The sequence below is a fragment of the Paenibacillus lutrae genome (assembly GCF_009757775.1).
In the GTDB taxonomy this organism is placed as follows: domain Bacteria; phylum Bacillota; class Bacilli; order Paenibacillales; family NBRC-103111; genus Paenibacillus_F; species Paenibacillus_F lutrae.
The window spans coordinates 552,944-566,740 of record NZ_RHLK01000003.1 but is presented as its reverse complement, the minus strand read 5'-3'; the positions used below and the strand labels follow the sequence as shown (position 1 = coordinate 566,740).

The 13,797-nt window shown below is 46.0% G+C and carries 12 protein-coding genes; 11 read left to right on the top strand and 1 reads right to left on the bottom strand.

Annotation, left to right across the window (positions count from 1 at the left end):
• Positions 1-138 precede the first annotated feature (138 nt).
• The 8 genes from EDM21_RS08645 to EDM21_RS08610 all read left to right on the top strand — a co-directional run bounded on the left by EDM21_RS08645 (position 139) and on the right by EDM21_RS08610 (position 10,232).
• Positions 139-1,197: a diguanylate cyclase gene (locus EDM21_RS08645; RefSeq protein ID WP_157334649.1), complete on the top strand. Its 1,059-nt coding sequence runs from the start codon at positions 139-141 to the stop codon at positions 1,195-1,197.
• 278 nt (positions 1,198-1,475) lie between these two features.
• On the top strand, positions 1,476-2,807 hold the full coding sequence (locus EDM21_RS08640; RefSeq protein WP_157334646.1) for an ABC transporter substrate-binding protein: 1,332 nt from the start codon (positions 1,476-1,478) through the stop codon (positions 2,805-2,807).
• Positions 2,808-2,890: 83 nt separating this feature from the next.
• On the top strand, positions 2,891-3,778 hold the full coding sequence (locus EDM21_RS08635) for a carbohydrate ABC transporter permease (RefSeq protein WP_157334644.1): 888 nt from the start codon (positions 2,891-2,893) through the stop codon (positions 3,776-3,778).
• 150 nt (positions 3,779-3,928) lie between these two features.
• Complete coding sequence (locus tag EDM21_RS08630; protein WP_420850643.1) at positions 3,929-4,621, top strand: carbohydrate ABC transporter permease; 693 nt, start codon at positions 3,929-3,931, stop codon at positions 4,619-4,621.
• A gap of 23 nt (positions 4,622-4,644) precedes the next feature.
• On the top strand, positions 4,645-6,426 hold the full coding sequence (locus tag EDM21_RS08625; RefSeq protein WP_235918098.1) for a cache domain-containing sensor histidine kinase: 1,782 nt from the start codon (positions 4,645-4,647) through the stop codon (positions 6,424-6,426).
• Complete coding sequence (locus EDM21_RS08620; RefSeq protein ID WP_157334954.1) at positions 6,426-8,021, top strand: response regulator; 1,596 nt, start codon at positions 6,426-6,428, stop codon at positions 8,019-8,021. Before EDM21_RS08625 ends, EDM21_RS08620 begins: the two co-directional genes overlap by 1 nt.
• A 24-nt stretch (positions 8,022-8,045) precedes the next feature.
• Positions 8,046-9,683 carry a beta-N-acetylhexosaminidase gene (gene nagZ / locus EDM21_RS08615; protein WP_157334640.1) on the top strand — a complete coding sequence of 546 codons (1,638 nt, stop codon included), beginning with the start codon at positions 8,046-8,048 and terminating at the stop codon, positions 9,681-9,683.
• Between the two features lie 276 nt (positions 9,684-9,959).
• Positions 9,960-10,232, top strand: a complete 273-nt coding sequence (locus tag EDM21_RS08610) for a hypothetical protein (RefSeq protein WP_068774228.1) — start codon at positions 9,960-9,962, stop codon at positions 10,230-10,232.
• A 44-nt stretch (positions 10,233-10,276) separates the two neighbouring features.
• Here the strand turns inward: EDM21_RS08610 and sda are convergent, their stop codons facing one another.
• Positions 10,277-10,414, bottom strand: a complete 138-nt coding sequence (gene sda / locus EDM21_RS08605) for a sporulation histidine kinase inhibitor Sda (protein WP_157334638.1) — start codon at positions 10,412-10,414, stop codon at positions 10,277-10,279.
• A gap of 389 nt (positions 10,415-10,803) precedes the next feature.
• Between sda and EDM21_RS08600 the strand changes: the two genes are divergently transcribed.
• From EDM21_RS08600 to EDM21_RS08590, 3 genes are all read left to right on the top strand, one after another.
• Positions 10,804-11,577 carry a sporulation protein gene (locus tag EDM21_RS08600; protein ID WP_157334636.1) on the top strand — a complete coding sequence of 258 codons (774 nt, stop codon included), beginning with the start codon at positions 10,804-10,806 and terminating at the stop codon, positions 11,575-11,577.
• Between the two features lie 158 nt (positions 11,578-11,735).
• A complete protein-coding gene (locus EDM21_RS08595) occupies positions 11,736-12,287 on the top strand; it encodes a cysteine hydrolase family protein (protein ID WP_157334634.1) in 552 nt (183 codons plus the stop codon).
• 37 nt (positions 12,288-12,324) lie between these two features.
• Positions 12,325-13,773 carry a nicotinate phosphoribosyltransferase gene (locus EDM21_RS08590; protein ID WP_157334632.1) on the top strand — a complete coding sequence of 483 codons (1,449 nt, stop codon included), beginning with the start codon at positions 12,325-12,327 and terminating at the stop codon, positions 13,771-13,773.
• Positions 13,774-13,797 lie beyond the last annotated feature (24 nt).

Here is a 13,797-nt window from a genome sequence, read left to right as displayed (position 1 = left end):
CTGCTGCATGTCTTTTTTATGCGTGCGTGATCTGAAATGTGTCTTCCCGAGAATATATATGGTATATTATGCCTATAAAATGTGGGTAATTAGAACGAGGTTGATTGTTTTGCTTGGTTTTAATAGGAGATGATAGAAATGATTAAGGAGCTAATCGTTAATTTTGCGCTTTTATTAGCCTTCTTATTTGGTGTCAGCCAATTATACAAGAATGAAAAACTGGATTTTAAGTCGTTTGGAATCAAAATAAAAACGGGTTTATTCACAGGTTCCTTCGGAATTGTACTCATGTATTTCAGCATTCCTGTGGATTCATCCACTTTTGTGGACTTTCGGGGATTTGCCGTTCTCCTTGCTGCACATTTTGGAGGTTTCTATTCAGCCGTGATTGCAAGTGTTCTGATTGGGGCGTCACGAGTTGTCTTATTTGGGGGGATTAATTGGTCTTCCATTATAGGTGCAATGAATATTCTTGTAGTCGCGGGAATGGCTAGTCTAATCGTGCACAAGGAGAAGAAATATTGGTCCCGGTGGACTAAGATGATAACAGTACTTTTGGTTACTTCTGCTCTTAGTTTATATGCGGCTTTGGGCTTTAAAAGTCTGGATCTCCTGCCTGCTTATTTGGGGACCATGATGGTGGCCGGTTTTTTTACGGGTTATATGGTCGATTACATTGTTCGGGCTCACGATATGTTTCTGATCATGAAAGAAGCCTCTCATAAAGATTACTTGACAGGTCTTAATAACCACCGGACGTTCGATAAATTATTTAATGAATTGGTTACTTCTGCCAATAGTAAACAAGAATCGTTATCTTTGCTTGCGCTTGACATTGATCATTTTAAAAAAATTAATGATACCTACGGGCACCCGGCCGGGGATGCAGTTTTGCAGCAGCTTGGTAAATTGTTTCAAGAATCCACCAGACGCATGGATGAAGTGTGCCGTACGGGGGGAGAGGAATTTGCTGTATTATTGCCCGAGTGTTCTCTGGAGCAGGCCCGGGAAGTAGCGGAGACGATTCGTACCCGTGTGGAGAAGCATTCTTTTATCCTCGAAAGCGGGCAGCTAATTCGATTAACTATATCAGTGGGTACGGCTGCGTACCCGCTCATTGCCCCGGATCTGCTCATGGAAGAAGCTGATAAAGCCCTGTACCGGGCTAAACATAATGGCCGCAATCAAGTGTGTTAATGTTTTGCCTGGTTTGTCGACAAAAACTGCTGCTGAATTTCCCGCCTGAAGCGAACCTTTGTTAAGTTTTAACAATGAAGAATAGTCTAGCAGTACTAGGTTGCCGGTTAAATCAGGGACTTTCTCTCTATAGGATAAGAAATAATCTTCCGAAAACATGCAGGTGTTGAGAGAATTTTATCCCCTCATAATTGAAATGAGAACCTGCCCGAAATGATTGATCCAAGACTATAATCATAATGTAAGAAACAAATTAAAAGTTTTGGGGAGGTCTACAAATGAAAAAGAAATTAGTGACTACGGTTGCACTGGCTGTAGGTCTGACATCTGTTCTTGCAGCTTGCGGCAAAGAACCTGCTCCTGATGCTTCATCTAATCCGGGTGCAACAACAGCACCGAAAGAATTTACAGTATCTTTCCGTCATACTCAAATTAAAGACACGGCTAAGAAGAGAAAGGCTATGTTCGAAGACGTTCTTAAAGAGGTTGAAGGAAAAGTGCCTGGGCTTAAATTCGAGCCGGAAGGCGTGGACGAAGTAGTTAACCGTGATACGAAGCTGAAAGCAGAAATGGCTGCCGGCAACCCTCCGAAAATTTTCGAATTGTTCGGTGGCGCGGATACAAAGAACTATGCGAAAACAAACAACCTGCTTGATCTGACACCAATCCTGAAAGAACTTAACCTTACTGACAGCTTCGTAGACCTGTCCGAGTTTACTGTAGATGGCAAAGTTTACGGACTTCCGACTGCGGGATACGTTCAAGGTGTGTTCTATAATAAAAAGATTTTCAAGGACAACGGCGTTGAAGTTCCAAAAACTTATGCTGAATTCCTGAAAGTTGCCGAAACATTAAAAGGCAAAGGCGTTACTCCTCTTGCTCTGGGCGGTAACGAAGCATGGGCGCTTAACATGCTGCCTAACACACTTTATGTCCGTAACGGTGGGCAAGAAGTTGTAGCGGGTCTTGTAAGCGGAACTACTAAATGGACGGACGAAGCTTTCGTTAAAGGCCACAAGCAATTTAAAGAAGACATGTGGGATAAAGGATTCTTCAACCAAGATGCACCGGCTCTGAAATATGCTCAAATGCAAGATTTGTTTGCAGGCGGCAAAACGGCTATGATCTTCGATGGCGGCTGGGCTAACCAAAAGTATTCCAACCCGGATCAATCCAAAATCGTAGCAGACCTCGGATTCTTTAACTTCCCGACAGTTGAGGGCGGTAAAGGTAACGAGTTGATCAACGGTTCTTACTCCAACGGTTTCGGTTTCTCCGCGAAGCTGAACGAGAACGAGAAGAAAGCCGTAACTGAATTTATTAAAGTAATGTACTCCGAGAAATACCAAGTTCGTCAGCTGACTGAAGAGGGATTCTTCCCATCCATGAAGCTGAAAACTGGCGATGTTAAGCCGATCATCAACGAAATGCTTAAAGCGGCTGAAGGCAAGAAAACATTCCCTGCATTCGATGCAATTGTTCAACCAAAAGTGAAGCTGGATCTTGAGAACGGTATCCAGGCACTGGTTGGCGGCAAGAAAAAAGTGGAAGAAATCCTGGCGGATGTTCAAAAATCCCAGGAAGCTGAGAATAAAAAAGCAGCAAAATAATAAGCAAGAGATAAAAATTAAACGGGTATCACCCAAAGTGGTACCCGTTCTTATTCACATTCGTGTGAAGGATGGAGGCTGCTATGAATAAGGTTTATCGAAATCCTCTGGCATATTTGGTGTTTATTATACCTACCTTATTTTTTTACTGTACATTCTATTTATACCCACTGCTCTCAACGCTTCGTTATGGTTTTACCGACTGGGACGGTTTAACGGCTCCAGCTTTTAACGGGCTGGAAAATTTAACGAAAGCAATGGGAGATGAATACTTCTGGACATCCGTTAAAAATAACTTGTACTTCATTTTATTTTCAGTCTTTGTTCAGGTTCCTGTCATTGTCATCTTTTCGGTATTGATCTCTGAAGTTAAAAAACTGCGCGGTTTTTATAAAACAACCGTCTTCCTGCCTAGTATTCTGTCAACCGCAGTTGTTGGCGTACTTTGGTCGATTTCAGTTTTTGATCCTACTGTTGGTTTGTTAAACAAAATTTTAGATTTCTCCGGTCTTTCGAGTCTGACAAGATTGTGGCTGGCTGATGAGTCTACGGCCATGTTATCCATTTTGCTTACAAACGCCTGGCAGTGGACGGGTTTCTACATCGTTCTTGTACTAGCTGCCATATTCGGTATTTCTAAAGAAATTTATGAGGCTGCCGAGATCGATGGGGCAACCGGGTATCAAAGAGCACTTATGATTACAGTTCCGCTCATCAGACCAATTCTTGGCGTCATTGTCCTATTGTCGATTACCGGAGCTATGAAGGCACTGGATATTGTCATGGTTATGACCAAAGGCGGACCTTATGGCGTAACGGAAGTAATGGCTTCTTATATGTATAGAATCGGGTTTACGAGCAATGATTACGGATACGCCAATATGATCGCCATTCTGATCTTTGTATTCACGCTCATCATTACTCTATTCAGCAATATGCTCACAAAAAAATTAGAGGATGTGGAGAACTAAATGGCGAAATTTAAGAGTGGGTTTCTCCACACTTTCTTGCTTTTATATGTATTTGTGACTTTGTACCCTTTATTCTGGGCCTTTCAAAATTCATTTAAAAAGCACGTGGATATCGTTGAGAGCCCATTTTCTCTAATCAGGAACTTTACGGTGGACAACTATATTAATGCCTGGTCGAGTTCCAATATTGGACGTTACTTTATGAACAGCTTGTATATAAGTACATTTTCCAGTATCGTAACGATCGTTCTGGCTTCTATGACGGCTTATGCTCTTACCAGAATGGTGTTCCCTAAAATGAACAAAGTGGTCACTGCCGTATTCTTACTGGCTATTATGGTTCCGGCAGGTTCCCTGTTAATTCCACTTTATAAGTTTATTCTTACGATAACCAATAATCTTGGGATCAAACTTTATGATACTCACTGGTCCTTGATCTTACCGTATATCGCTTTTGGGCTGTCTCTTTCCATTATTATTATTATGGCATTTATTAAGTCGCTTCCCAAGGAGCTTGAAGAAGCCGGTGTTATGGACGGCCTCTCCATCTACGGTTTGTTTACAAGAATTGTACTGCCTCTTATGACTCCGGCAATCGTAACGGTGTTTATTATTAACTTCCTGGGACACTGGAATGAATTTGTTCTGGCGAATGTTATGTTGTCCAAAGAAAACCTGCGTACTTTGCCGGTAGCTATGGCTTCGATGAACAATGGATTATCGATGAACTATGGTAGTCTGCTTGCGGCAACCATGTTCAGTATTATTCCGGTCGTCATTATTTATGCTATACTTCAAGAGAAGATTATCGAAGGCTTGGCTGCGGGAAGCGTCAAAGGGTAAAGGGAGAGGGAAGAGGAACAGAGATGATGAATTTACGAAAAAAAGTATTTATAGCATTCATGGGATTTATCATCGTTCCTCTTCTCATTATTTGTTTCATTACTTACTTGATGTTTCAGAATGTGACGGAGAAAAAGTATACGGAACAATCCGAGTTAACGGTGAAATCTATTGGCCGGAATATTGCGGGAATTATTAAAGAAGCCAATTATCAATCGGATTCCTGGATGCTCAAAGATATCCAATCGCTCTTGATTACGCTTAACGATCCGAACAATCTAGAAGGGCGTAATGATCCCAAAAACGATTATAAATTGAGGAATATTTTCCTGACGTATGAACCGCTTGGAACTTTCTCTTTGTACAATCTGCTTGGCGAAAAATTTTCAAGTGGTGTTATTCCCTTTAGTCATGTTCCCTTCGAAGTTCTTAGTAAGCATCCTATCTATGAGGAAGTCCGTAATTTGCACGGCTTTCCCCGATGGATCGGTCCTTATGAGAATCCGGAGCTGACGGGGAATAACAATTTGTTTAGCCAGATCCGGATTGTCAATGAGTTTGAGACTCCGAGTAATAAAATCGGCACGATGTTCCTGCAATTTGATTTTAAAGAAATGGATAAGATCTTTAATTTCTATAACCAGGAAAACAGTCACTTCCTGCTCGTAAATCAGCAGGGAGTGATTTTGTATGACAACCGCAAAGTTATTAATGGTACGAATTTAAACAAATACTTGTCGGAACGGGTCGAGCTGAATACGAGTTATACTTCCACGAAGATGGACTTCGATGGTGTCGAGAGTGTTGTTACGATCTATGACGTCGGGCTCGAGAAGTATGGGGCTCCGAAGTGGATGCTGATTTCGATAACACCTTGGGATTATTTATCCGGAGATCTAGCTGCGATTTTAAAATGGGTCAGCTTGATTATGCTGCTTTTCCTCATATCAGCCTTGTTATTTAATTTGCTTTTCGTAAACCGCTATATCCGTGTTATTATCCGGATCGTCAGTTCCATGAAGCAGGTTGAGCGCGGGGATCTGGATGTCAGGGTTAAAGTCGAAGGCAAAGACGAAACGACGATTCTGGCTAGAGGCTTTAACAGTCTCGTTCTAAGAATCAACGATCTTCTGGAAGAGGTCAAGCAGGAGCAAGAACGCAAAAACAAGGCCGAGCTCATGCTTCTTCAGGCGCAGATCAAACCGCACTTTCTGTTTAATACGCTGGAGTCCATTAATGCTCTGGCTGTACAGAATCAAGGTAAAAAAGTGAGTCAGCTCGTGTATCGTCTCGGTACCATTCTGAGAATTAGCTTCCATCATAAAGAAGAGATTGCAATTGGATTGGAACTGGATTATCTTAAGAATTATATGGAAATTCAAAAGTATCGTTTTGAGGAATTATTTGATTTTGAAATAAACTTGCCGAGAGAACTTGAGAACTACTCGATCTTAAAACTAACGCTTCAGCCTCTTGTGGAGAATAGTATTCAGCATGGATTTGAAGGGATTGCTTACAAAGGAATCATTTCCATTCATGCGGAGGATGGGGGAGACCATATCGTTCTGTGGCTCGAGGACAATGGAATCGGAATTCCGGACGATGTGCTTGCGAGGTTCCAGTATCGTAAGGGTTACGTACAAAAGAGTGAAGCAGAGCAAGCTATACGTGTTGGATTAGGTGTCATGAATGTAGCGGACCGGCTTCGGATTCACTATGGCACGGGATACGGATTATACATTTGCAGCGAACCGGGCAAGGGTACACGGATCAAATGCATCATACCGAAAACGACAGCCAGGTGATGAATATGAATTTAAAAGCACTATTAGTCGATGACGAAATTAATATTTTGCGAAACCTTCAAATCGTGATTCCATGGGAGAAGCACGGCATTGAAGTGATCGGGCTTGCCCATAATGGCGTGAAGGCGCTGGAGATGGTGCAGGAGCACCAGCCGGATCTCGTGTTAAGCGATATCCGGATGCCGCTCATGGACGGGATCGGCTTCTTGGAGAAGGTGAGCCAGATGGACAAGGATATTCAGGTTATTCTTCTTACCGGATTCCAGGAATTCGAATATGCCCGTTCAGCCCTTAAATTCGGAGCAAAGGATTATATTCTTAAGCCGATTAATTACGAAGAGCTGGAAGCGATTGTAGTAAGAATAGCAACTGAGATTCGCGAGAAGCGCAAAGCGGAGCTGGATGAGCAGAAGAAGTGGAGCCGGGTTAAACATTTGGCGTATGAAAAGTTTTTGTTTGATATTTTGCTCGATTATACCAATGTGTCGACACGTCACTTTTTCGAAGATGACAACAGTCTGGAAGAAACGGAATTTACATTTCTGCTGATTGACCTCGACAATTATTCGCAGCTTTCCCGGAAGTGGAGCGAAAAGGAACGGAAGCTGGAGAATTTTGCGGTTCGTAATGTCCTTCAGGATGCGCTTGGACCCTATCAACTCTTATACTCCGTTCTGCAAACCCGCGAAGGGGAATGGTGTGTGCTTATCCGGCAGCTTCAGGCGACCGTCTTCAATCGGGACGAAGTCTATAGCTGGAGTGACACGCTTCAGAATGCGGTCAAGCAGAATGTTAAGCTAACTGTTAGTGTCGGCATTTATCCGGAGCATCTGTCCGTGCTTAAACTGGCGGAGGCCTATAAGAAATTGCAGAGATCGCTGCAGCTTTCTCCGAATGTGGAGCAGATTCTTATGCTCGAGGAAACCAACCCCAACCGCAATGAGTTAAATAATTCGCTGTGGGAGTTAGTGGAAGGCATCGTATCGAGCTTAAAAAGACGCGACAAAGCCCGGATGGAGGCAACCTTCGAGAAACTCAATGAAAGTCTGAGAGCGATCTCGGAGCATTCTTATTTGCGTGTGGAGCAAATTCTGCACTTTCTGATTCTTCACCTGATTCGTGAAATGCGCGAAATCAGCATTATCTCCGATGAGGAGGAACGCGCTCTGTGGGCGAACCTCGAGAGAAGTGTAGGAGTCAAGGATCTGCTGGCGACTATTCACCAGCTTATTAATGACTGCATGAGCGCGGGCATGAACCGTAAACCAAGTGAACTCCTTATGCTGAATGCCAAAGAGTATATCTCCAAAAACTTATCAAATGATTTCGGTGTGGAGGAGATTGCGGATCATTTGGGTATCAGCTGCAGTTATTTCAGCCTCCTGTTCAAACAGCATTTTTCGGAAACGTTCCTGGAATATTTGACTCGTCAGCGTATCGAGCTATCGAAGTCTCTGCTTAGAATGAGCGATAAGAGCATCACCCAGATCGGCAAACAGGTGGGTTATGCAGAGCGCCGTTACTTCACAAGGGTCTTCTTTAAGTTCACCGGCAAGACGCCGTCCGAATACAGGGAACAAATTTTAAGTGAGTAGGTCAATACAGAGGGGAAGAAACCGATGAAGAAATTGACAGAGATGAACTTGAGACAGAAGATTGGACAGATGGTGATGTGCGGCTTTTCTGCCGCAGATGCGGCGGATTCGGCCATGAAACCGAATCAAAGGATTATCCAGCTCATTAAAGAGTACGAAATCGGTGGCGTAATCCTGTTCCGTCGTAATCTCGACACGCCTCAGCAGGTTGCCGAACTGAATCATGAACTCCAGCTGCTGGCTGCAGACACTTCCGGAGGTCCGCTGCTGATCGGAATCGATCAGGAGGGCGGAATGGTCGCCCGCATTCACGAGGGCGTCGTCTGCATGCCTGGCAGCATGGCGATCGGCGCTACGCGCGACAAGCAAGCAGCTTACGAGACTGCACGTATAAGCGGCAAAGAGCTGCGTGCCATGGGGATTAACTTGAACTTTGCCCCGTGTCTCGATGTAAACAACAATCCGCTGAATCCGGTTATCGGAGTCCGTTCTTTCGGAGAGACAGCCGAACTGGTGGGAGAACTAGGGGCGGCTGCCGTCAAAGGCTACCAAGCATCGGGTGTCGCACCCACGATTAAGCACTTCCCGGGGCATGGCGACACGCAGTCCGATTCTCACCATGCACTGCCGATGATCCCGCACGGTCTGGAGCGGCTGCGGGAGATGGAGTTCGCGCCGTTCGTACGCGCGATCAACGAAGGTGCAGACGTGATTATGTCTGCGCATGTGATATTCCCGGCGCTGGAGCCCGATGGCCTGCCTTCGACCCTGTCGAAGCGGGTGCTCACGGATCTGCTGCGCGGAGAGCTTGGCTTTGGCGGCGTCATCGTGACGGACTGCCTCGAGATGAAAGCCATTGCCGATCATTACGGCACGGCTGAGGGAGCGGTCATGGCCGTTGAAGCAGGCGCGGATCTGCTGCTCGTCAGCCACAGGCTGCCCCTGCAGGTCGAGACAATCGAGAAGCTGGTAGAGGCCGTGGAGTCCGGCCGGATCAGCGAAGCGCGTATCGACGAATCGGTTGAACGCTTGCTGCAGCTTAAGCAGAAGCTTAACATCACCGCGGGCGATGCCAGTCCGGCGGCTGTCTCTGCAGCAGTGGGGCTGCCGGAGCATGTGGAGCTCGTGCGTGAAACTTACAGGAAGAGCGTAACGCTCGTCAAAGACGAGCAGCAGCTGCCTCTTGCTTCGGATAAGAAGACATATGTGATCTGGACCGAGGTCCGGGCGAATACTCAAATCGATGAAGTCATCGAGCAGGAAGAAACACTCGGTGCTTATTTGGCTGAGACAATCGCTGCGGTGACTGAAACCAGAATTGACACGATGCCAAGCGAGGAAGATGTCGAGCGTGTGCTTAGCGAAAGCAAGGATTACGATCAGGTGATTGTGGTCACGTACAACGCTTCATTCTCGCCGAATCAAATCCGCATCGTCCAAGAACTGGCCGCGAGAGATACGGTTCTCACCGTTGTTGCCGGACGCAATCCGTTCGATTATATCGAGTTTCCGGAAGTGAAGACTTATGTGGCCAGCTATGAGAATCGTCCCCATGCGATGTATGCAGTCGCAGATGTGCTGACGGGACGTCATCAAGCTGAGGGCAAGCTGCCCGTCACATTGACCCCGGAATATGCTTTCGGCTGGTCCAGCCAGGCCTAAATCCTATCAAGCAAAGCCCTGCAAGCAAACGGGAAAGAGACGTTTGTTTACAGGGCTTTTTTTTTGGACGACAGACGGAAATAAAAAAACATCCAATAAATGGATTGTATTCAGGGGGCTGCTGGAAGGGGATAAGATGATACAGTCGTCAAATTCTGAGAGTGACAGATTTTCCAGTCGTGAAGTACAGAAGGGAAAGACTCGCGCATACAATAATAAGGACCTATTCATACGCAGGTCTGTCGCTCTTATCATGGTGCCCTAAGGAGGAAAGGTATGGGAACAAACAGGTTAGCCGGTATACGCAAATTTATTACACAAGAAAAAGAAAGGATCTTGTTAAATATCCGCAACGGTACGATCGGCCGGGAACAGGCAACCGGAAGTCTCAATACCTTGTATCAGCTTGCAGCGGATATTCATGATATTAATTATATGAAGGAGCTCAGCTCCACAATTGCACTGCTGCGCTCTGCTTCAGATACTTGGCAAGGGCAAGGAATTTATGTGAATAAAACAGCGAATTCTGCACCTTATCCGCCAGGTTGACTTGTGCGTTCCATTCAGAACAGGAGCAACTTTAGTATAAAAGATTAATATAAATTGCGGCGTCTGATTTCGGAAGCCAGCTGTTGCAGAAATTCAGCACCCAGCTTGTTTTGAAGAGCTTGGACGAAACAATCGAGCAGTTGATAGTCACTAAGGAGCTCTACCGGTGATTTTTTCAGCATGACAATCATCCCTTTATGAATATTATGGTAAACGTGGGTACAATCTTATAATAAAAGATTCAAATCGTTTCGTCAGCGCAAATTCTATTACGCACCTGCGCGTATATTTTTACACTTTCATGCAGTTTTTTCTTCCAAAAAACGATAAAAACGACCTGTTCCTTTCCATTTGAAAGGGGCTTTCGTCCTACGGAGTAAAATAGAAAGTCCCGAAACCGGGTATAAGGAACGGCTTTTCCACAGAAATAGTGAATATTGCCAATGAGAACTGTGAAGAGTGCATCTTTTACAAAACAGCAGCTGGAAAAACTTTTTGCGACAATAACGTATAAATCGTGTATAATTTTCTCAAAGATTTCTATTTTTTACTAGGTTCAGGAGGATGAAGCATGTCGTTTTTTCAACGGATGTTAGCAAGTATCGGATTCGGCTCGGCCCAGGTCGATACCAGGCTTAGCAAAAGCAGCTATTACCCGGGAGAAGAAGTCGAAGGTGTTGTACATATTCGCAGCGGACAGATTGAACAGCATATTGAAGAGATCTATATTTCACTAGTGACGCAATATAAACGTGAAGCAAATGATAGAACCGTAACGGAGACGAGGGAAATCGCCAAATATTTGGTGTCCGATCCATTTACGCTGAGACCGAATGAAGAGACGGAAGTTCCGTTTCGATTCAGGCTGGCCGACCATACGCCTCTGACTGTAGGACGCACACCGGTGTGGTTCTCGACTGGTCTGGACATCTCAAGCGCGATAGATCCAAACGACACGGATCGGATCGAGGTTGTCCCTTCCCCTGATATGCAGGTGGTGTTCGATGCTTTAAGCGAGCTTGGATTCCGTTTAAGAGAAGCGGATGTTCAGCAGTCATCCCGTTACGGCGGCCGTATCGGACTCGTACAAGAGTTTGAATTCGTTCCGACCGGACAGTTCCGGGGCGACTTGGACGAACTGGAAGTTATATTCCTTCCCACTCAGGAAGGCATTGAACTGCTGTTACAAATTGACCGGAGGGTTAGAGGTGTTGGGAGCTTCATTTCCGAGGCCTTCGATGCGGATGAAAGTCTGGTCCGATTACGCATCCATCCGGATGATTTGCGGAGCGGTTCCGGTCACATTGCGAATATACTGGCTCATCTCATCCAGGATCATATTTAATAGCCATAAACAAGGCCATCCGGGCGGCCGAAGCGCAGATTTGCGCTTCGGCCGCTTTTTACCGTCAATAAGGGCAGAACCGGAGTTTGATTTTGCAGGAACGGAATGATATGATCTTAACAATCTTTCAACGAAAACCGCGGGGAGGGTACCGTACTATGAAAGCCTTAATCGTCATCGATTATACGTACGATTTTGTAGAAGGAAAGCTGCCTGTAGGGGAGCCGGCGGTAGCTATCGAGGACCGAATTGCACAGCTGACAGAGGAGTTCGCCCACAGGGGGGACTACGTTGTGATGGCGGTGGATTATCACCGGCTCAACGAACCGGATCATCCGGAGACGCTGTTGTTTCCTCCGCACAATATTGAAGGCACAAGCGGGCGCGAACTATACGGCCGTCTAAAAGCCGTGTATGAAGAGCATCAAGATCAAATCGCATGGATGGACAAAACACGCTACAGCGCGTTCTGCGGAACCGACTTGGAGCTTCAGCTCAGGTCCCGGGGGATTCAAGAAGTACATCTGATCGGAGTCTGTACGGACATCTGTGTCCTGCATACGGCTGTGGATGCCTATAACAAAGCTTTTGACATTTATGTTCATGAGGACGCCGTTGCAAGTTTTAATCCGGCTGGACATGAATTTTCTTTAGGTCATTTCCGTACGACGCTGGGCGCTAAAATAGTGAAGAACGGCGTTCCCATCTAACTTTCCATAGAGCAGCAAGGACAGGTGAATTTAAATCATGAGCACGTTACCGAATCTGACGTTACATACCGATAAGTATCAAATTAATATGATGTACGCCCATTGGAAGAATGGCACGCACCATAAGAGAGCGGTATTTGAGTCTTTTTTCCGCAAGCTGCCTTTTGGCAACGGTTATGCGGTATTTGCAGGCTTGCAGCGGTTGATCGACTATATAAATGATTTGAAATTCGACGAGCAGGCAATCCGCTATTTAAGCACGCAGGAAGAAAATTACGATCAAGGCTTTCTGGACGAGCTGAGAGCATTCCGCTTTCAGGGCTCCATCTATTCGATGGAAGAAGGTACAGTGGTATTTGCAAATGAGCCTCTTGTACGTGTAGAAGGAACCATATTTGAAACGCAGCTGGTTGAGACGGCTCTCCTGAACTTTATCAACTATCAGACCCTAATCGCAACGAAGGCTTCCCGCATCAAGAATGTGTCGCCTCAAGATACTTTCCTTGAATTCGGCACCCGCCGGGCACAAGAAGCAGACGCGGCTGTCTGGGGGGCCCGCGCCTCCTATATCGCGGGATTCGATGCGACTTCGAATGTGCTGGCGGGGATGGTGTTCGGTATACCTGCCAAAGGCACGCACGCTCATTCCTGGGTTCAGGCACATGAGACGGAAGAAGAGGCGTTCGAGCGGTATGCGGATGCGCTGCCGGATCAGGTTACACTGCTTGTCGATACGTATCATACGCTTAAAAGCGGCGTCCCCAATGCCATCAAGACGGCTAAACGGATGGAAGAGCGCGGCAAGCGTATGAACGCGATCCGTCTGGATAGCGGGGACCTCGCGTATTTATCCGTGAAGGCCCGCCAGATGCTGGATGAGGCTGGGCTGGATTATGTGAAGATTGTGGCCTCGAATGATCTCGATGAGAATACCATTCTGAATTTGAAGGCCCAAGGGGCGCGAATCAATACATGGGGGGTCGGAACACAGCTGATTACGGCTGCGGATCAACCTTCTCTGGGCGGAGTCTATAAGCTGGTTGCGATAGAGAACAGTGAGGGCGAACTCGTTCCGACCATCAAAATATCCGGTAATCCGGAGAAGGTGTCTACCCCTGGCTGGAAGGATGTTTACCGGATTCTCGGGTCGGACACAGGCAAGGCCATCGCAGACTATATCGTTCTTCATGACGAGACGGACGTACAGGAGGGCAGGAAGATCAAGCTGTTCGATCCCGTGCATCCGTATATCTACAAGTATGTGGATGAGTATGAAGCGATTCCTTTGCTGAAACCGGTGTTTGTGGACGGGGAACAAATATATGAGGCCCCTTCGCTGGATCATATACGGGAACACCACCGCCGTCAGATGGATATGTTCTGGCCGGAGTATCTGCGTAAGTTGAATCCTGAGAAATATGCTGTAGATTTGAGTACCCGAACGTGGGAAATGAAAATGAGTATGATCGAGAAAATGAACAGATAGCGATGAACGGCTAGACATGACGGA